General features: G+C 73.7%; 15 protein-coding genes. 4 read left to right on the top strand and 11 right to left on the bottom strand.

Annotated features, from left to right (window positions below; all coding sequences use genetic code 11):
* Nucleotides 1–62: 62 nt before the first annotated feature.
* From F1C76_11205 to F1C76_11190, 4 genes are all read right to left on the bottom strand, one after another.
* Nucleotides 63–1,328, bottom strand: a complete 1,266-nt coding sequence (locus tag F1C76_11205) for a sugar ABC transporter permease (GenBank protein ID QNG37080.1) — start codon at nucleotides 1,326–1,328, stop codon at nucleotides 63–65.
* Nucleotides 1,325–2,863, bottom strand: coding sequence for a sugar ABC transporter ATP-binding protein (locus F1C76_11200; GenBank protein QNG37079.1), 1,539 nt, complete (start codon nucleotides 2,861–2,863; stop codon nucleotides 1,325–1,327). The genes F1C76_11205 and F1C76_11200 overlap by 4 nt, the downstream gene beginning before the upstream one ends.
* A gap of 132 nt (nucleotides 2,864–2,995) precedes the next feature.
* Nucleotides 2,996–4,132: a sugar ABC transporter substrate-binding protein gene (locus F1C76_11195; protein ID QNG39175.1), complete on the bottom strand. Its 1,137-nt coding sequence runs from the start codon at nucleotides 4,130–4,132 to the stop codon at nucleotides 2,996–2,998.
* 288 nt (nucleotides 4,133–4,420) lie between these two features.
* Nucleotides 4,421–5,356: an SEC-C domain-containing protein gene (locus F1C76_11190; protein ID QNG37078.1), complete on the bottom strand. Its 936-nt coding sequence runs from the start codon at nucleotides 5,354–5,356 to the stop codon at nucleotides 4,421–4,423.
* A gap of 40 nt (nucleotides 5,357–5,396) precedes the next feature.
* Here F1C76_11190 and F1C76_11185 point away from each other — a divergent pair, with 40 nt between their 5' ends.
* Together F1C76_11185 and F1C76_11180 are read left to right on the top strand one after the other, a co-directional pair.
* Nucleotides 5,397–6,599, top strand: a complete 1,203-nt coding sequence (locus tag F1C76_11185; GenBank protein QNG37077.1) for a cytochrome P450 — start codon at nucleotides 5,397–5,399, stop codon at nucleotides 6,597–6,599.
* A 53-nt stretch (nucleotides 6,600–6,652) separates the two neighbouring features.
* Nucleotides 6,653–8,266 carry a long-chain fatty acid--CoA ligase gene (locus tag F1C76_11180; protein ID QNG37076.1) on the top strand — a complete coding sequence of 538 codons (1,614 nt, stop codon included), beginning with the start codon at nucleotides 6,653–6,655 and terminating at the stop codon, nucleotides 8,264–8,266.
* Nucleotides 8,267–8,340: 74 nt separating this feature from the next.
* Here the strand turns inward: F1C76_11180 and F1C76_11175 are convergent, their stop codons facing one another.
* A complete protein-coding gene (locus F1C76_11175; protein ID QNG37075.1) occupies nucleotides 8,341–8,685 on the bottom strand; it encodes a rhodanese-like domain-containing protein in 345 nt (114 codons plus the stop codon).
* A 44-nt stretch (nucleotides 8,686–8,729) separates the two neighbouring features.
* Here F1C76_11175 and F1C76_11170 point away from each other — a divergent pair, with 44 nt between their 5' ends.
* A complete protein-coding gene (locus tag F1C76_11170; protein QNG37074.1) occupies nucleotides 8,730–9,230 on the top strand; it encodes a PH domain-containing protein in 501 nt (166 codons plus the stop codon).
* The gene (locus tag F1C76_11165; GenBank protein ID QNG37073.1) at nucleotides 9,227–10,711 is read left to right on the top strand and encodes a PH domain-containing protein; all 1,485 of its coding nucleotides are present in this window, start codon (nucleotides 9,227–9,229) and stop codon (nucleotides 10,709–10,711) included. Before F1C76_11170 ends, F1C76_11165 begins: the two co-directional genes overlap by 4 nt.
* A gap of 242 nt (nucleotides 10,712–10,953) precedes the next feature.
* On the opposite strand, the gene F1C76_11160 is transcribed toward F1C76_11165, so the two are convergent.
* The 6 genes from F1C76_11160 to F1C76_11135 are packed head-to-tail and all read right to left on the bottom strand — an operon-like array spanning nucleotide 10,954 to nucleotide 18,042.
* Nucleotides 10,954–12,195, bottom strand: a complete 1,242-nt coding sequence (locus tag F1C76_11160; GenBank protein ID QNG37072.1) for a glutamate mutase — start codon at nucleotides 12,193–12,195, stop codon at nucleotides 10,954–10,956.
* Entirely contained in the window at nucleotides 12,192–12,782 is a 591-nt protein-coding gene (locus F1C76_11155) for a TetR/AcrR family transcriptional regulator (GenBank protein ID QNG37071.1), read from the bottom strand. The genes F1C76_11160 and F1C76_11155 overlap by 4 nt, the downstream gene beginning before the upstream one ends.
* A complete protein-coding gene (locus F1C76_11150; GenBank protein ID QNG37070.1) occupies nucleotides 12,779–14,536 on the bottom strand; it encodes a DUF1446 domain-containing protein in 1,758 nt (585 codons plus the stop codon). The genes F1C76_11155 and F1C76_11150 overlap by 4 nt, the downstream gene beginning before the upstream one ends.
* Nucleotides 14,533–15,318 carry a TIGR03084 family protein gene (locus F1C76_11145; protein QNG37069.1) on the bottom strand — a complete coding sequence of 262 codons (786 nt, stop codon included), beginning with the start codon at nucleotides 15,316–15,318 and terminating at the stop codon, nucleotides 14,533–14,535. The genes F1C76_11150 and F1C76_11145 overlap by 4 nt, the downstream gene beginning before the upstream one ends.
* A 1-nt stretch (nucleotide 15,319) precedes the next feature.
* A complete protein-coding gene (locus F1C76_11140; GenBank protein ID QNG37068.1) occupies nucleotides 15,320–16,078 on the bottom strand; it encodes an enoyl-CoA hydratase/isomerase family protein in 759 nt (252 codons plus the stop codon).
* Entirely contained in the window at nucleotides 16,075–18,042 is a 1,968-nt protein-coding gene (locus F1C76_11135; protein QNG37067.1) for an ATP-grasp domain-containing protein, read from the bottom strand. Before F1C76_11135 ends, F1C76_11140 begins: the two co-directional genes overlap by 4 nt.
* Between the last annotated feature and the right edge of the window lies 1 nt (nucleotide 18,043).

Genomic DNA, 18,043 nt, shown 5'->3' with positions numbered 1-18,043 from the left:
CGGCCGGGGCGGCCCCGGCTGTCTCCGTCGACACCCGCGCCGCCCCTGCCGGTCCCCCCGCGTCAGCGGGAGGAGCCGGCCCTGCGCTTGTTGTAGACGTCGAAGGCGACCGCGAGCAGCAGCACGAGGCCCTTGACCATCGACTGGATGGACTGGTCGACGCCCATGAGCTGCATGCCGTTGCTCATGACACCGACGAGCAGACCACCGACCATCGCCCCGACGACCGTGCCGACACCACCGGTGACGGCAGCGCCACCGATGAAGGCCGCGGCGATGGCGTCGAGCTCGAAGCTGTTGCCGGCGCCAGGCTGGGCACCGTTGGACCGGGACGAGAACACGACACCGGCCACGGCGGCCAGGAAGCCCATGTTCACGAAGATCCAGAAGTTGACCGCCTTGACCTTGACGCCGGACAGCGTGGCCGCGGCCAGGTTGCCGCCGATGGCGTAGACCTGCCGGCCGAAGACGGTCCGCTTGGTCACGATGCCGTAGACCATGATCAGCACGGCCAGGATGACCAGCACGTAGGGCAGACCGCGGGCGGTGGCCAGCTGGTAGCCGAAGGCCATGACGACGGCGGCCACGACGACGATCTGCGCCACGAACAGCGGGAACGACGGGACGGTCTGGTTGTAGCGGACCCGGGCGAGGCGGGTGCGGTACTGGCTCACCGCGTAGGCGACCACCGCGACGGCGAACACCAGCAGGGTGAACGCGTCGAAGCCGTTGCCACCCAGCAGCCCGTTGCTGAAGCCCGAGGCGATCCGCCCGTACTCCGGGGTGAAGGGCGACAGCGAGATGTTGTCCAGCACCTGCAGGGTCAGGCCGCGGAACAGCAGCATGCCCGCCAGGGTCACGATGAACGCGGGGATGCCCACGTAGGCGACCCAGAAGCCCTGCCACGCACCGATGACCAGGCCGACGGCGAGGGCGGCGAGCACGCCGACCCACCAGGGCTGGTCCTGCCGGATGACGATCACGGCGGACGTGGCACCGGTGACCGCCACGACCGAACCGACCGAGAGGTCGATGTGGCCGGCGATGATCACGATGACCATGCCGATCGCCAGGATCAGGATGTAGGAGTACTGCAGGACGATGTTCGTGATGTTGCCCGGGGAGAGCGAGGTGCCCCCGGTCAGGATCGCGAACAGCGCGACCACCACCACGAAGGCGATGTAGATGCCGCTGGTGCGCAGGTTGCGGGTCAGCAGCGCGCGGACGTCGCTGGTGCCGACTCCGAGTGCGGCAGCGGGGGCGACGTCCTTGGCCTGCGTGGCCGACTCGGCCTCGGGCTCCGACGTCGGACCGACGGTGTGGGTCATCCGACGAGCTCCTTCTCCTGGGTCATGAGGGTCATGAGGCGTTCCTGGGTCGCCTCGGCCACGGGCAGCTGCCCGGTGATGCGGCCGGCCGAGAGCGTGTACACGCGGTCACAGATGCCCAGCAGCTCGGGCAGCTCCGAGGAGATGACCACCACCGCCTTCCCGGCAGCCACGAGGCGGTTGATGATCGTGTAGATCTCGTACTTGGCGCCCACGTCGATGCCACGGGTGGGCTCGTCGAGGATCAGCACGTCGGGGTCGGTCAGCAGCCACTTGGACAGCACGACCTTCTGCTGGTTGCCACCGGACAGCTTGCCGACGATCGACTTCACCGTCGGGGCCTTGATGTTCATCGACGTCCGGGCGTCCTCGGCCTCGCGGGTCTCCTCGTTGGAGTCCACGAACCCGCGGGTGGACAGCTTGCCCAGCGCGGCGGCCGAGACGTTGCGCGAGATGTCGTCGATGAGGTTGAGGCCGTACTTCTTGCGGTCCTCGGTGGCGTAGGCCAGACCGGCGTCGATGGCCTCGGACACGCTCTTGGCCTTGACCTCGCGGCCGTGCACGAAGACCTTGCCGTCGACGTAGGTGCCGTAGGAGCGGCCGAAGATGCTCATCGCGAGCTCGGTGCGCCCGGCGCCCATCAGCCCGGCGATGCCCACGACCTCACCGGCCCGGACGTCGAAGCTCGCGCCGTCGACGACCAGCCGGTCCTGGGTGGCGTGCTTGACGGTCCAGTTCTCGACCCGCAGGACCTCCTCGCCCGGGTGCGACTCGCGCTCGGGGTAGTAGGAGTCCAGCGCCCGGCCGACCATCAGCCGGATGATCCGGTCGACGTCGACGGTGGGGTCGGCCATGTCGAGGGTCTCGACGGTCTGGCCGTCCCGGATGATCGTGGTGTGGTCGGCGATCGCGTCGATCTCGTTGAGCTTGTGCGAGATGATGATCGAGGTGATCCCCCGGCCCTTGAGGCCGCGGATCAGCCCGAGCAGGTGCGCGGAGTCGGTGTCGTTCAGCGCCGCGGTGGGCTCGTCGAGGATGAGCAGCTTGACGTCCTTGCTCAGTGCCTTGGCGATTTCCACCAGCTGCTGCTTGCCGACGCCGAGCGTGCCGACCGGGGTGGTGGGGCTCTCCTCGAGGCCCACCTCACGCAGCAGTCGACCGGCCTCGGCGTTGGCCAGGTTCCAGTCGATGAGACCGAAGCGCCCGCGCTTCTCGCTGCCCAGGAAGATGTTCTCGGCGATCGAGAGGTAGGGCACCAGGGCGAGCTCCTGGTGGATGATCACGATGCCGGCGTGCTCGGAGTCGCGGATCCCCGCGAAGTTGCACACCTGCCCGTCGAAGACGATCTCGCCGTCGTAGTCCCCGGCCGGGTACACCCCGGAGAGGACCTTCATCAGCGTCGACTTGCCGGCGCCGTTCTCCCCGCAGATGGCGTGGACCTCGCCGCGCGACACCGCCAGGGTGACGTCGGACAGGGCCTTGACGCCGGGGAAGGTCTTGGTGATGGAGCGCATCTCGAGGATGTGGTCGGCCATGGACTCCGTCGTCTCACTCGTTCGTTGCCGGATCGTGCTCGTGCAGGTGCCCCCGGGAGCGTGCCCAGGGGTGGTGCCGGTCGGGCCCGGCAGCGCGAGGCTGCCGGGCCCGACCGGGTCAGGCGGGGTGGGTCAGTCGGCCTGGCCGGACTGGACCTCGGACTCGGTGTAGTAACCCGAGTCCACGAGCACCGACTGGATGTCGTCGGCGTAGACCGTCTCGACGGGGAGCAGGTACGACGGGACGACCTTGACGCCGTTGTCGTAGGTCTCGGTGTCGTTGGCCTCCGGCTCCCCACCCTCGAGGATGGCGGTGGCGGCGGTGACGGCCTGCTCGGCCAGCTGACGGGTGTCCTTGAAGATCGTGGAGCTCTGGACACCCTGGTCGATCAGGGCGACCGAGGCGATCTCGGCGTCCTGACCGGTCACCGCGGGCAGCGGCTGCGGGGTGGAGGCGAGGTCCGGGCCGTAGCCGGCGTTCTGCAGGGCGGTGATGATGCCGCGCGAGATGCCGTCGTAGGGCGACAGGACGCCGTTGAGGACCGTGCCGTCGTTGTAGGAACCCGTGAGCAGGGTCTCCATGCGCGACTGGGCGGTCTCCTGCTGCCAGCGCAGCGTGGCGGCCTGCTCGATGGTGGTCTGGCCCGAGGGGACGACGAGCGTGCCGTCGTCGATGAGGGGCTGCAGGACCGACATCGCGCCGTTGAAGAAGAAGAACGCGTTGTTGTCGTCCAGCGAGCCGGCGAACAGCTCGATGTTGAACGGACCGGTCGCCGTGCCGGCGGACCCGTCGGCGTTCTGCAGGCCGAGGCCGGTGAGCAGCGCGTTGGCCTGGGCCTCGCCCACGGCGAAGTTGTCGAACGTGACGTAGAAGTCGACGTTCTCGGTGTCGCGGATCAGGCGGTCGTAGGAGATGACCGGGATGTTGGCGTCGGCGGCGGCCTGGAGCTGGCCGGAGAGCGCGGTGCCGTCGATCGCGGCGATGATCAGGAGGTCAGCGCCCTCGGTGATCATCTGGTCGATCTGCTGCGACTGGGTGGGGATGTCGTCGTTGGCGAACTGCAGGTCCACCGTGTAGCCGGCGTCCTCGAGCTGCGACTGCACGGCGTCGCCGTCGGCGATCCACCGCTCGGAGGTCTCGGTCGGCATCGAGACGCCGATGCTGAGGTCGCTGGGGTCGGCGTCCGCGGTGTCGCCACCGCCGCTGCCGGCGCCACCGCCGCCACACGCGGTCAGGCCGAATGCCAGCGCGGCACCCAGGGCGGTCATCTTGAGCTTGTTGCTCAATGGATCTCCTCTTCGAGACGTCTGCCGCCGGACACACATCTCGGCGCTCAGGCCCACGTCTGTGCGGGCGCTCACATTGTGAGCGCTAACAACACACTCCCGTCAAGAGGTTCCGGACAGCTTCGTGTCACGTTCTCGTAACGAAGGCGGTGGCCCCACGTAACCCGGCTGTGCGCGGAACGGGCCGAAGCGGGCCGGGCGTGACCTGCGCCACGTCGGCCACAGCAGGCGGACCCGGGTGGGTTCGGAACCACCCGGGCCCCGTCCGCCTCAGCGCAGGGTGACCTGCCGGGAGAGCAGCCCGGCCCGTGACCGGCGTTCGTCGGTGGACAGCGGCTCGGTGACCGCGAGGGCTGCCTCCAGGCGGGTCTGCAGCTCGGCGGCCGGGCCGGCCCAGTCGGCCGGCGGGGTGTCGGCCGGCACGTCCCACACCGGGACGACGAGGCCGTGCGCCCGGAAGGCGCCGGCGTACTTGGTGCCCTCACCGAGGGTCAGCTGCTCGGCCGCGCCCAGCCGGGCGAGGGCGTCCAGGAGCTGCTCCTCGGGCTCGGGACGCACCCACCGCACGTGGGCCCGGTCCACCGCGGGCCGGCACCAGTAGGCGGCGTCCAGGCCCTCGAGCCGGACGGTGGGGATGACCGCCTCGTTGGCCCGCTCCAGGCCGGCCAGCGCGGCCGGGCCTGCGCCGGTGCCCTCGAGCCAGAAGCCGAAGTCCTCGTGCACGGTCACCTCGAGGGGGGCGGCCGGGTCCAGCAGCTCCTGCAGCCGGGGGCCGGCCGAGCCCTCGGCGCCGATCGGGCCCGGGTCGACCGGGTTGCCGGCCGGGGCCTCCAGGGCCGCGGCGAGCGCGGTGCCCAGGTCGCGGCTGACGTCGTCGGAGGAGGTGGCGAGCTGGACGCCGAGGACGATCTCGCCGTTGGCCCGGACCAGGCCGGGGGCGCCCCCGGGCAGCACGCTGGCCAGGGTCACGGTGCGGCCGTCCGCGGTGGAGAGCGTCGCCGTCGCCGAGGGCACCAGCTCGCGCAGCGCCACCCAGTCGGCCTCGCCGGCCAGGCCCTCGAAGGGCCGGGACACGACCGGGGCGTAGGCCGAGCCGTGGCAGTGCTTGTACTTGCGGCCCGACCCGCAGGGACAGGGCGCCTTGGGGTTGACCTCACCGTCGGCGGCGGGGGCGGCAGGACGACGACGGGATGCGGTGCGGGCCATGCCGCCCAGGTTACGGAGCGGGCGTCGCTAGCCTCCGCGTGTGCCGACCGCCCCGCCGCTGGACCTGTCCGACCCCGCCGTCGTCCTCGACCCGTACCCGGCCTTCGACGCCGCCCGGGCCGTGGCCCCGGTGCAGTGGCACGAGGGGCTGGGGCTGTGGCTGGCGTTCACCCACGCCGAGTCCAACACCGTGCTGCGGGACCGCCGGCTGGGCCGGATCTGGGCCGACCGGGAGCCCGCCGACCGCTTCGGGTCGTTCAACCTGGTGCACCGCAACGCCATCCTGGAGATGGAGCCCCCGCACCACACCCGGCTGCGGCGGCTGATCAGCAAGGCCTTCGCCCGCGGGCACGTGGAGCGGCTGCGGCCGTGGGTGGTGGAGCTGGCCGACCGGCTGGTCGACGAGCTCGCCGACGCGTCGGCCGACGGCACCCCGGTCGACCTGCTCACCGGGATGGCCGAGCAGCTGCCCGTCGCGGTGATCGCCGAGCTGCTGGGCGTCCCCGAGAGCGACCGGGCGCTGCTGCGGCCCTGGTCGAACGCCATCGTGAAGATGTACGAGTACGGCCGCACCCCCGACACCGAGGACGCCGCCGAGCGGGCCGCCGACGAGTTCGTGGCCTACCTGCGGGAGCTCGCCGCCGAACGCCGCCGGGTGCCCGGGGACGACCTGGTCAGCCACCTGGTCGGCGTCCGGGACGCCGGGGACGCCCTCACCGAGGACGAGCTGGTCACCACCTGCATCCTGCTGCTCAACGCCGGTCACGAGGCCACCGTCAACGTCACCGGCAACGGCCTGCTCGCGCTGCTGCAGCACCCCGACCAGCTGGCCCGGCTGCGCGCGGACCCCGCGCTGCTGCCGACCGCGATCGAGGAGCTGATGCGCTACGACTCCCCGCTGCAGCTCTTCGAGCGCACCGCCACCGAGGACGTCGAGCTCGGCGGCGTCGTGGTCGAGCGGGGCCAGAAGGTCGCCGCCCTGCTGGGCAGCGCCAACCACGACCCCGCGGTCTTCGACTCCCCCGGCGACCTGGACGTGGGCCGGGCCGACAACCCGCACGTGAGCTTCGGGGCCGGCATCCACTTCTGCATCGGCGCCCCGCTGGCCCGGGTCGAGCTGCAGGCCGGGTTCGGCGCGCTGCTGTCCCGGACGTCGTCCGTCGAGCTGGGCGGGGAGGCCGTCCGTCGTCCGGAGTTCGTCATCCGCGGGCTGGCCGAGCTGCCGGTCGTGCTGCGCCGCTGAGCGGAGCTACCCACCAGTAGAAGGTGAGCGCGCTCACTGGCACGATGCGCTGCATGCGCGGTCACATGCAGCACACGCCCCTGACGATCGACTCGATCTTCCGGTACGCCGAGCGCCACCACGGCCACAAGCCGATCGTGACGAACTCGCCCACCGGGCCGGTCCGGACGACGTACGCGGAGTGGGCCAAGCGCACCCGCAAGCTGGGCGGGGTCCTGGACGACCTGGGCATCAGCGCCGACGGCCGGGTGGGCACGTTCGCCTGGAACTCCGCCCGCCACCTGGAGCTGTACTTCGCCGTCCCCAGCACCGGGCGCGTGCTGCACACGCTGAACATCCGGCTCTTCCCCGAGCAGCTGACCTACATCGCCAACCACGCCGAGGACGAGGTCGTCTTCGTCGACCGCACGGTGCTCCCGCTGTTCTGGCCGCTGGTGGACACGATGACCACCGTCAAGCACGTCGTGGTGATGGACGACGGCGGGGACAACGAGATCCCCGACGACCCGCGCGTGCGGGACTACGAGGAGCTGCTCGCCGCGGCCAGCCCGGTCGACTTCCGGGTCGAGGACGAGGACCAGGCAGCCAGCATGTGCTACACGTCGGGCACCACGGGCAACCCCAAGGGCGTGCTCTACACGCACCGCTCGACGGTGCTGCACACCATGGCCGTGGTGCAGCCCAACGTCTTCTCGATGGGCGAGACCGACGTCGTCATGCCGGTCGTGCCGATGTTCCACGCCAACGCCTGGGGCCTGGCGCAGGCCGGCCCCTCGGTGGGTGCCGCGATGGTCTTCCCCGGCCCGATGATGCAGCCCAAGGCGCTGGCGGACCTGATCGTCGACGAGGGCGTCACGTTCACCGCCGGCGTGCCCACCATCTGGCAGGGCGTGCTCCCCGAGCTGGCCGGCCGCGAGCACCAGCTGCGCGACATCGGCTGCGGTGGGTCCGCCGTCCCCAAGGCCCTCAGCGAGGCCTACCGCGAGCAGGTCGGGCTGCCCATCCTGCAGGCCTGGGGCATGACCGAGACGCACCCGGTGGCCACCTCGGCCCGCCTCCCCCGCCACCTGTTCGACGGCAGCGACGAGGACAAGGCCGCCTGGCGCGCCCGCGCCGGCATCCCGTTCATGGGCGTCGAGGTGCGGATCGTCGAGGCCGGCACCACCGACGAGCTGCCCTGGGACGACGTCGCCACCGGCGAGCTCCAGGTGCGTGGCTCGACCACCGCGCAGGACTACTACAAGCCCGACGAGGGCGTGGAGCTGTCCACCTCCGACGGCTGGATGAAGACCGGCGACGTGGCCGCGGTCGACTCCTACGGCTCGGTGCGCATCGCCGACCGGACCAAGGACCTGATCAAGTCCGGCGGCGAGTGGATCAGCTCGGTCGACCTGGAGAACGCGATCATGAGCCACCCCAAGGTCAAGGAGGCCGCGGTCATCGCGATCCCGGACCCCAAGTGGGACGAGCGCCCGCTGGCCTGCGTCGTCCTCAAGGAGGGCGAGGAGTCCTCCAAGCAGGAGATCATCGACCACATCACCCCGCTGGTGGCCAAGTGGTGGCTGCCCGAGGCGGTCGAGTTCATCGACGAGGTGCCCAAGACCAGCGTCGGCAAGTTCTCCAAGAAGGACCTGCGCACCCGCTTCGCGGACTACCAGCCGCAGTAGGAGGACCCCGCTGCCACCCACGACGCGCTGCGCACGCCGCGGGCCCCTGCACCGGGGCCCGCGGCAGGTGGCGTCTAGACGACTCTCGGTGCGTTCCCGGTCTCGCTGACCATGGGACGGCCGGCGGCCTCCCAGTCGCCCATGCCGCCGCCGACGTTCACCGCGTCGTAGCCGTTCTGGTTCAGCCAGGCCGCGACCCGGGCCGAGCGGCCACCGCCCCGGCAGGTCACGTAGAGCGGGTCGCCCTCGGGGAGGTCGTCCAGCCGGGCGGGCACCTCGCCCATCGGCACGTGCGTCGCGCCGTCGATGTGGCCGGCGACCCACTCGTCGTCCTCACGCACGTCGAGCACGACGGCGTCGTCGGGGACCTGGTCGGCGGGCACGGTGGGGACCTGCTGCGGCATCGTCACGCACCCCATCGTGGCACGCCCGCCCGGGGTCCGGCCTGCGAGGATGGACGACGATGAGCGCTCCCCGGCACGACCCGGCCCGACAGCCCGCCTGGTCCCCAGGTCGCAACGCGATCGGGCTGTGGACCGCCGAGGGGGTCCTCGGGGCGCTGTTCTGGGTGGTCGTGGTGGTGCTCCTGGAGGTGTTCCTCCCGCTGCCCACCTGGGTGGCGGTGCTGCTCCCGGTGCTCGTGGTGGTCGAGGCCGTGGTGACGATCGGGCTGCGCCCGCGGCTGCGGTACCGGGTGCACCGCTGGGAGGTCACCGACGAGGCGGTCTACACCCTCACCGGCTGGCTGTCGCGCACCTGGACGCTGGTGCCGGTGTCCCGGATCCAGACCGTCGACGTCACCCGCGGGGTGGTGCAGCAGGTGTTCGGGCTGGCCACGGTCGCGGTCCTGACGGCGTCCTCGCAGGGCACCGTGCGGATCCTGCACCTGGAGGCCGACGTCGCCGCCCGGGTCGCCGACGACCTGGCGCGCCGGGCCGAGACGGTGCGGGACGAGGCCACGTGAGCGGTCCCTGGCAGCCGCCGGACCCGGCGCGGGCCCCGGTCGGACGCCGGACCTCCTGGCGCGTCGTGCTCGTGCACACGATCACCTTCCGGCAGGCCCGGCAGTTCGTGCCGGTCGTGCTGGGCATCGGGGCGTTCCGCGGGCTGACCGACGGGGTGTTCGCCGTCGTGCTCATCGCGGTCGGGATCACCGTGCTGTCGCTGGCCGGGGCGCTGCTGTCGTGGTGGCGGTTCACCTACGTCGACGGTGCGTCCGCGATGGTCGTCACCCGCGGCCTGCTGTCCCGCTCGGTGCGCACCGTGCCCAACGACCGGGTGCGCGGCGTGGAGGTCGAGACCCCGCTGGTGCACCGGCTCCTGGGCCTCGTCCGGGTGCGGGTCGACGCCGCGGCCGGCGCCGTCTCGGCCAAGGAGGAGGAGCTGGTCGTCGACGGGATCACCCCCGCCGAGGCCGACCGGCTGCGCGTCCACCTCCTGGCCCGGCGCGCCCCCGAGGTGCCGGTGGAGGCCTTCGAGGCCGAACCGGTCGAGGAGGAGTTCGCCCGGTTCGACAACCGCTGGCTGCTCTACGCCCCGCTGGTCGGCAGCTACCTGGCCGTGCCCCTGGCCGCGGTGGGCGCGCTGTTCCGGCTGGCCGACGAGCTGCCCGACCGGTTCACGCCCGACCTGGGGCGGCCCGACCTCACCGACACCGGGCTGCTGGTCGTCGCCCTCCTGGTCGCCGTCGTGCTGCTGGCCGTCGGTGCGGTGGTGGGCAGCGCGCTGGTGAACTGGCGGTTCCGGCTGGTCCGCCGGGGTGGGTCGCTCGTCGCCGTCCGGGGGCTGCTGACCCGGCGGCACACCGAGCTGGAGGTCGACCGGATCCGCGGCTGCACGGTCTCGGAGGGCCTGGGCATGCGCTGGGTCGGGGCCGCGCGGGCCTCGGCACTGGTCACCGGCCTGGGCGATGCCACCCGGCGGGGGCAGCTGCTGCCGCTGGGCCCGCGGGCGGAGGCGTGGGCACTGGCCTCCCGGCTGGTCGAGGACCCGGGCCCGCTGCGGGCCCACCCGCCCGCGGCGCGCCGGCGGAGGATCCTGCGGGCCGTCGTCGGCGGGCTGCTGGTGACCGTGGGCGGTGGCGTGCTGCTGGCCCTGACGGGACAGTGGTGGCTGCTCGCCGTCGGGCTCGTGCTGAGCGCGCTCGGGGTGCCGCTGGGGCTGGGCCGGTACGCCGCGCTGGGCCACGCGGCCGGGCCCCGGTCGTTCTCGGTGCGGTCGGGCTGGCTGGTGCGCGAGCAGGCGGTGCTGCAGCGTCGCGCCGTGGTCGGCTGGCAGGTGCACCAGACGTTCTTCCAGCGCCGGCAGGGCCTGGCCACCGTCGTGGCGGCCGTCGGCGCGGGCAGCGGCGGCTACACCGCGCTGGACCTCAGCGCGGACGACGCGGCACCGTTCGCCGCCGCCGCGTCGGGCCGGTGGGCCCGGACGCTCAGCCCGCCCGGCTGACGGCCCGGCGCATCGGCATGGCCACCGCGGCCACGACGATGCCGATCGACACGCACCAGAACGGGTTGTCGACCACGTCGAGGCCCAGCAGCACCAGACCCACGAGCAGCCCCCCCACCGCCACCCGGCCCCGCGGCGTCGATCAGCTCCGACGACCACTGTGCGTCCTCCTCCACCGGCGTCGGTGGCTGAGGACGCACGGTGGTCGTCCCACCTGATCGAAGAGCGGGCGAGCGAGGGGGTCAGGCGAGGGGGGCGAGCAGGCCGCGGGCGGCGGCGGGGTGGTCGCCGGCGAGCAGGCCCGCTGCGGCCAGCACGTACCGGTCATCGACGGCGACCTCGGTCCCACCGAGCACACCCCCGGCGCCTCCGCGGTCGGCGGCCAGCCGGGTGACGACGGCGTCCCGGGCGGCGGCGCCGGCGTGCCGGAACACCCCGCCGGACAGCACGACCAGGCCCACCCCGCGGGCGCTGGCCCCGCCCGGGCCGTAGGCGGCCTCGGCGCGCAGGTGCCGGCGCAGCGCCACGGTGGCGGCCGCCTCGCCCATCGCCAGGGCGCCGTCGGGCAGCGGCGGCAGGCCCTCGGCGTGCGCTGCGGCGCGCAGGTCCTCGACCGCGTGGTGCACCCCGAGGTCGCCCTCCACGGTGCGCCGGTGCGCGGGCACGCCGACCGCCTCGCGGCGCAGCGCGGCCTGCTCGGGGTCCAGGTCGGGCACGCAGTACACGTCGGTGGTGGCGCCGCCGACGTCGAGCACCACCACGCCGGGGACGGCGGCGTCGGCGCGCAGACCGGCCAGCACCACGACCCCGTCGAGCACCGCGTCCGGGGTGACCGCGCGGACCCACTGCCGCAGCCGGGGGTCGGTGGACAGCCGGTCACCGCCGATGACGTGGTCGAGGAAGACCGCGCGGATGCCCGCCCGGGCCGACTCGGGGGCGAGCAGGCCGATGTCGGGCAGCACGTTGTCGCAGACGGTGACCGGCAGGCCGCCGTCCCGCAGCAGGCCGGCCACCTCGTCCTGGACCTGGGCGTTCCCGGCCAGCACGACGGGGACGGACCGGTCCCACCCGGCGAGGGCCCGGGCGTTGTGGGTGAGCACCGCGGTGTCGCCGCCGTCGGTGCCGCCGACCAGGAGGACGACGTCGGGGCGGGAGGCGGCCAGACCGACCAGCCCGTCGGCGGAGAGCAGCCCGGCGGCCACGTGCACCACCCGTGCCCCCGCGCTCAGCGCGGCTCGGTGCCCGGCCTCGGCGCTGATCAGCGCCTCGTAGCCGACCACGGCCAGCCGCAGCCCACCGCCGGCGCTGGAGCAGGCCCGCACCGGGGCGTCGGGGAAGTCGGCGGTCGCGGTGAGCACCCCGCGGACGACGTCCTCCAGCGTGGTGGGGGCCTGGGCGGTGGCCAGCAGCGCCCCGGTGTCGGTGTCGACGAGGGCGGCCTTGGTGAAGGTGGAGCCGATGTCGACGCAGGCCAGCGCGGTCACGGCTCGACGCCGAGGCAGGCGTAGGCGGTGCGGGTGAGCAGCGCGACCACCTCGTCCCGGGGCAGGCCGCCGTCGTAGGTGGCCACCGACTGCACCGCGCCGATCGCGGCGTGCACCGAGGCCCGGGCGACGGCGTCGGTCAGCTCCGGGCGGAGCTCGGCGAGCACGTGCACCCACTCCTCCACGTAGTGCCGCTGCAGGCGACGGAGCCGGCGGCGGTCGGCGTCGGGCAGGCTGTGCACCTCGCGCTGGTAGAGCTGCAACAGCGCCCGGTCGTCGACGGCGAACAGCACCTGGCCGTGCACCAGGTCGGCGAGCACCTCGCGCTCGTCCCGGCCCGAGGCCCCGGCGGTCGAGGCGGTCTGCAGCAGCCGGTCCATCACGTCGTCCAGCAGCGCGACCAGGACGGCGGACTTGCTGTCGAAGTGCCGGTAGACCCCCGACCCGACGATGCCGGCCGCCCCGCCGATGTCGGCCATCGAGACGCCGTGGAACCCGCGGTCGGCGAGCAGGTCGGCGGCCACCCGGAGGATCCGCACCCGCCGGTCGGGGTCGCGGGTGCGCACGCCACCCCCGTCGCTGGTCACCGCAGCAGTCTGACCGGCACCTCGAGGGTCCGGGAGCGCAGGTACTCCCCCAGCCCCTTGGCCTGCGGGTCGGGCCGGGTCGCCGACGCCACGCCCTCCCCCAGCAGTCCGACGACGACCAGGTTGAGCGCGCGCAGGTGCGGCAGCTCCCACCGGCGGACGGCGAGGTCGGCCGCCTCGGGCAGCAGCTCGCGGAACCGCTCGACGGTCATCGTGGCGGCCAGCCACGCCCAGGTCTCGTCGTCCTGGGCCCAGAGCCCGACGTTGGCGTTGCCGCCCTTGTCCCCGGACCGCGCCCCCACCAGCCGGCCGAGCGGCACCCGCTCGGTGGGCCCGTCGTCGTCCCAGGCCGGCACCGCGGCGGACACCGGCGCGGGGACCGGACCGGACGGCGAGTGCTCGACCAGCCGGGCCGTGCCGTCGGGCAGGACGACGACGTGCTCGACCAGGTCACGGGGCACCAGGGCCGGCCAGTAGACGCCGTAGGCGCTCTCCGCCGACGGCGGGGTGGTGGTGTGGAAGCCGGCGTAGCCACCCAGGGCCAGCTGCATGGTGGCGTCGGAGAACCGCCGGCCGACCTTCCGCCGGTCGGCGTCCTTCACGGTCACCCGCAGGTGCGCGGTGGCGTGCGCGTTGAGCGGGGAGTCGGCGGTGTCGAAGCGGAGCAGCTGGACGTCGGTCCCGGCGAAGGAGTCCCGGCCGCCGAGGATGCCGAACAGCTCGTCGGTGGCCCAAGCCGCCTTCTCCTCCACGTCCAGCCCGGTGAGCACCAGGGTCATGGTGTTGCGGTAGCCGCCCAGGTGGTTCAGCGCGACCTTCAGCCGGTCCGAGGGCGCCGACCCCCGGGTGCCCGCGATCAGCACCCGGTCCGGCGCCTGCTGGGTGAGCTCGCAGGTGCCGAAGTCGGCGACGACGTCGGGGTTGGCGTAGACCGGGGAGTCGATCTCGTAGAGCAGCTGGGCGGTGACCGTGCCGACCGAGACCAGACCCCCGGTGTCGGCGTGCTTGGTGATCACGCTGGACCCGTCGGCGGCGACCTCGGCGATCGGGAAGCCGGGGTACCGGCGGTCGACGACCTCGTCCAGGAACGCGTAGTTGCCCCCGCACGCCTGGGGCCCGCACTCGATCACGTGCCCGGCGGCGACCGCACCGGCCAGGGCGTCCCAGTCGGTGCGCGACCAGCCGTGCCACCAGGCCGCCGGCCCGACGACGACCGAGGCGTCGGTGACCCGGCCGGTGACGACGACGTCCGCCCCGGCGGTGAGCGCCTCGGCGATGCCCCAGCCGCCCAGGTAGGCGTTGGCCGAGACCGGGTCGACGCCGGCGTCGGCCAGCCGCTGACCGGTGTCCAGGTGGGCCAGGTCCACGCCGTCGGCGAGCAGCTGCGGCACCCGGGGCAGCAGGTCGTCCCCGTGCACGTACGCCACCTGCGGGTGCAGCCCGAGCCGTTCGGCGAGCGCGCCGATCTGGGTGCTCAGGCCGGCCGGGTTGAGGCCACCGGCGTTGCTGACCACCTTGATCCCGCGGTCCAGGCAGGTGCCGAGCACCTCCTCGAGCTGGGTGAGGAAGGTGCGGGCGAAGCCGGTGTCGGGGTCCTTCTGGCGGGCCTTCCAGAGGATGAGCATGGTCAGCTCGGCCAGGTAGTCACCGGTGAGGACGTCGATGGGGCCGCCCTCGACCATCTCCCGGGCGGCGGCCAGCCGGTCGCCGTAGAAGCCGGAGCAGTTGGCGATCCTGATCGGCTCCCGCGTCACGAGGCGGTCCTCCCGGGTCCGGGCGGGCCGGCGAAGGCCTGCGCGAGGTCCAGCCAGTGGTCGGCGACCCGGCCGGTGGCGGTCAGGGCGAGGTCGGCGCGGTGCCGGCGCTGGGTGACCAGCAGGCAGAAGTCCAGCGCGGGGCCGGTCACCCGGTCCTCGGCGTCGGCGGGTCCCCAGGTCCAGACCGCGCCGTCGGGTGCGGTCAACTCCACCCGGACCGGCTCGGACGGCGGCTCCTCACCCCGGACCCGGTGGCTCCAGCCCCGGGTGGCCACCCCCAGGTGGGCGGTGTTCCGCAGCCGACCGGTGGGCTCGCGGGTGGCGCCGACGGCGTCGTTGACGTCCTGGCCGTGCGCCCAGGTCTCCATGAGCCGGGCGGTCACCGAGGAGGCGGCGCTCATCGGGGGGCCGTACCAGGGCAGCACCGTGCCGGGGTCCATCGCACCGAACACCCGCAGGTACCCGGCCCGGGCGGTCCGCAGCCAGCCCAGCAGGTCGGCCGGCGTCCGCCCCCGGTTCGCGGCGGTGACCACCTCGGTGAAGTCGTCGCCGTGCGCCATCAGCGCCTCGGCCTCGGCGCGGAACCGGTCGGGGTCGAGCGCCGCGGTGGTCGCGGTCTCGTCGAAGTGGGCCAGGTGCACGACCTGGTCGGCCACCGTCCAGCCCTCCGCCGGCGTGGGGGTGGCCCAGGCGTCCTCGGGCAGTGCGGCGAGCACCCGGTCGAAGTCGGCGGACTCGGCGGCGAGGTCGGCGACGAGCGCGCCCATGTCGACGGGCACCTCAGTGCCCCGTCCAGACCGGGGTGCGCTTGTCCCGGAACGCGGCCGGTCCCTCCTGCGCGTCGTCGGACAGGTAGACCGGCTCCCACAGCGCCTCGGCCTCGGCGTACGCGTCGGCGAACCGCTGCCCGGCCATCAGCCGCACGGTCTGCTTGCCCGCGGCGACCGAGAGCGGGGCGTTGGCCGCGATCCGCTCGCCGAGGGCCTGGGCGGCGTCGTGCAGCTCGTCGGCCGGCACGACCTCGTTGACCAGGCCGACCTCGTACGCGCGCTGCGCGGTGATCGGGTCGCCGGTGACCAGCAGCTGCATGGCGATCCGCGGGGGGACCAGCCAGGACAGCGGGGCCGCCCAGGGTGCACCACGGCCGACCTTGGCCTCGCTGATCGCGAACCGGGCGTGCTCGGCGGCCAGCACCAGGTCGCACTGCTGGGCGAGCAGGAACCCGCCGCCGTAGGCGATCCCGTTGACCGCGGCGACCACCGGCTTGGTCAGCTCGATCGTCCGGCCGGGCTGGGGCACGAAGTCCGGCGGCGGCACGGTGAGGCCGGTGTCGGCCATCTCCCGCAGGTCTCCGCCGGCGCAGAACGCCTTCTCCCCCGCGCCGGTGACGACCAGGACGGCGGCCCCGTCGTCGGCGGCAAAGCGCTCGAACCCCTCGGTGAGCAGCCGCCGCACCTCGGCGGACAGCGCGTTGCGGGCCTCGGGCCGGTCGATGGTCAGCCAGGCGACCCGGCGGACCACCTCGTAGGTGACGCTCACGCCTCCACCGCCGTCACCACGGCCAGCACGGCGCCGGTGTCGACGGTCTGCCCGACCGTCGCGTGCAGCTCGCCGACCACGCCGTCGGTGGGTGCGGCCACCACGTGCTCCATCTTCATCGCCTCCAGCACCAGCACGGTCTGCCCCGCGGTCACGGTGTCGCCCTCGGCCACCGCGACCCGGACGACGGTGCCGGGCATGGGGGCCAGCAGCGAGCCCTCCCCGGCCTGGCTGCCCGGCACCGGGAACCGCGGCTCCTCGGTGAACGCCGTCGACCCGGCGGGGCCGTCGACGAACACCTCCTCGCCCACCCGGTGCACGGCCAGGGACCGGCGGACCCCACCGACGGTCAGCAGCACCCGGTCCGCGGTCGCCTGCACGGCGCCGACGTCGAGTGCGGTGTCCCCGACGCGCACCCGCCAGCCGTCCCGGGTCCGCCGGTACCGCACCTCCAGCTCGTCGTCGCCGTGCGTGAGGACGGCGACCTGGTCCCCGCTCGGCACGTTCCGCCAGCCGCTGGGCACCGGTCGCTGCACCCGCGCGGTGGCGCGGCGGCCGGCCGCGTCGGCGAGCACAGCCGCGGCGGCGTGCAGTGCGGTCACCTCGGCGTCCAGCACAGGCGAGGTGAGCTCGGGGTGCCGGCCCAGGTAGCCGGTGTCGATCTCCCCGGCCCGGAACTCCGGCTCCCGCAGCACGGCGACCAGCAGGTCGCGGTTGGTGACGATGCCGTGCACCCGGGTCTCGGCCAGCGCACGGGCCAACCGCCGGCAGGCCTCGTCGCGGGTGGCCCCGTGCGCGACGACCTTGGCCAGCATCGAGTCGTAGTGCACGCCGACCACCGAGCCGTCGGCCACGCCGCTGTCCACCCGCACCCCGGGGAGAGCGGGGACGGCGAACCGGTGCACGGTGCCGGTGACCGGCAGGTACCCGGCCGGCACGTCCTCGGCGTTGAGCCGGGCCTCGATCGCGTGCCCGGTGACCCGGGCGTCGAGCACCTCGGGCGGCAGCGGCAGGCCCTCGGCGACCTGCAGCTGCACCCGCACCAGGTCCAGGCCGGTGACCAGCTCGGTGACCGGGTGCTCGACCTGCAGCCGGGTGTTGACCTCCAGGAAGAAGAAGTCGCCGTCGGGGGCGAGCACGAACTCCACGGTGCCGGCGCCGACGTAGCCGATCGCCTGCGCGGCGGCGACCGCGGCCTTGCCGAGCTGGGCGCGCAGCGCGTCGTCCACCGCGGGGGACGGTGCCTCCTCCAGCACCTTCTGGTACCTGCGCTGGATCGAGCACTCCCGCTCGAAGAGGTGCACGACGGTGCCGTGGGTGTCGCCGACGACCTGGACCTCGACGTGCCGGGGCCGCTCGACGTAGCGCTCCAGGAACACCGTGCCGTCGCCGAACGCCGACACCGCCTCGCGCCGGGCGCTGTCGACGGCGTCGGTCAGCCCGTCCGGGCCCGCGACGATGCGCATGCCGCGGCCGCCGCCACCGAACGCGGCCTTGACCAGCACCGGGTAGCCGATCCGGGCGGCCTCGGCGACCAGGTCGGTGCCCTCGTCGACCACGACGCCGGGCAGCACCGGCACCCCGGCGGCGGCCATCAGCTCCTTGGCCGCGGTCTTGGAACCCATCGCGTCGATCGCCTCGGGGGTCGGGCCGACGAAGACCAGCCCGGCCGCGGCGCAGTCCCGGGCGAAGCCAGCGTTCTCGCTGAGGAACCCGTAGCCCGGGTGCACCGCCTGCGCACCGGTGGCCAGCGCCGCGGCGATCACCAGGTCACCGCGCAGGTAGGTGTCGGCCGGACTCGACCCGGGGAGCGCGACGGCCTCGTCGGCGGCGTGCACGAACGGTGCGTCCGCGTCGGGGTCGGAGAAGACGGCGACGGTGGCGACGTCCATCTCGCGGGCGGTGCGCATGACCCGCAGCGCGATCTCACCCCGGTTGGCCACGAGCAGCTTGGAGATGGTCACG

Source organism: Geodermatophilaceae bacterium NBWT11 (assembly GCA_014218215.1).
Classification (GTDB): Bacteria; Actinomycetota; Actinomycetes; order Mycobacteriales; family Geodermatophilaceae; genus Klenkia.
This window is presented reverse-complemented; position numbering and strand designations above follow the sequence as displayed.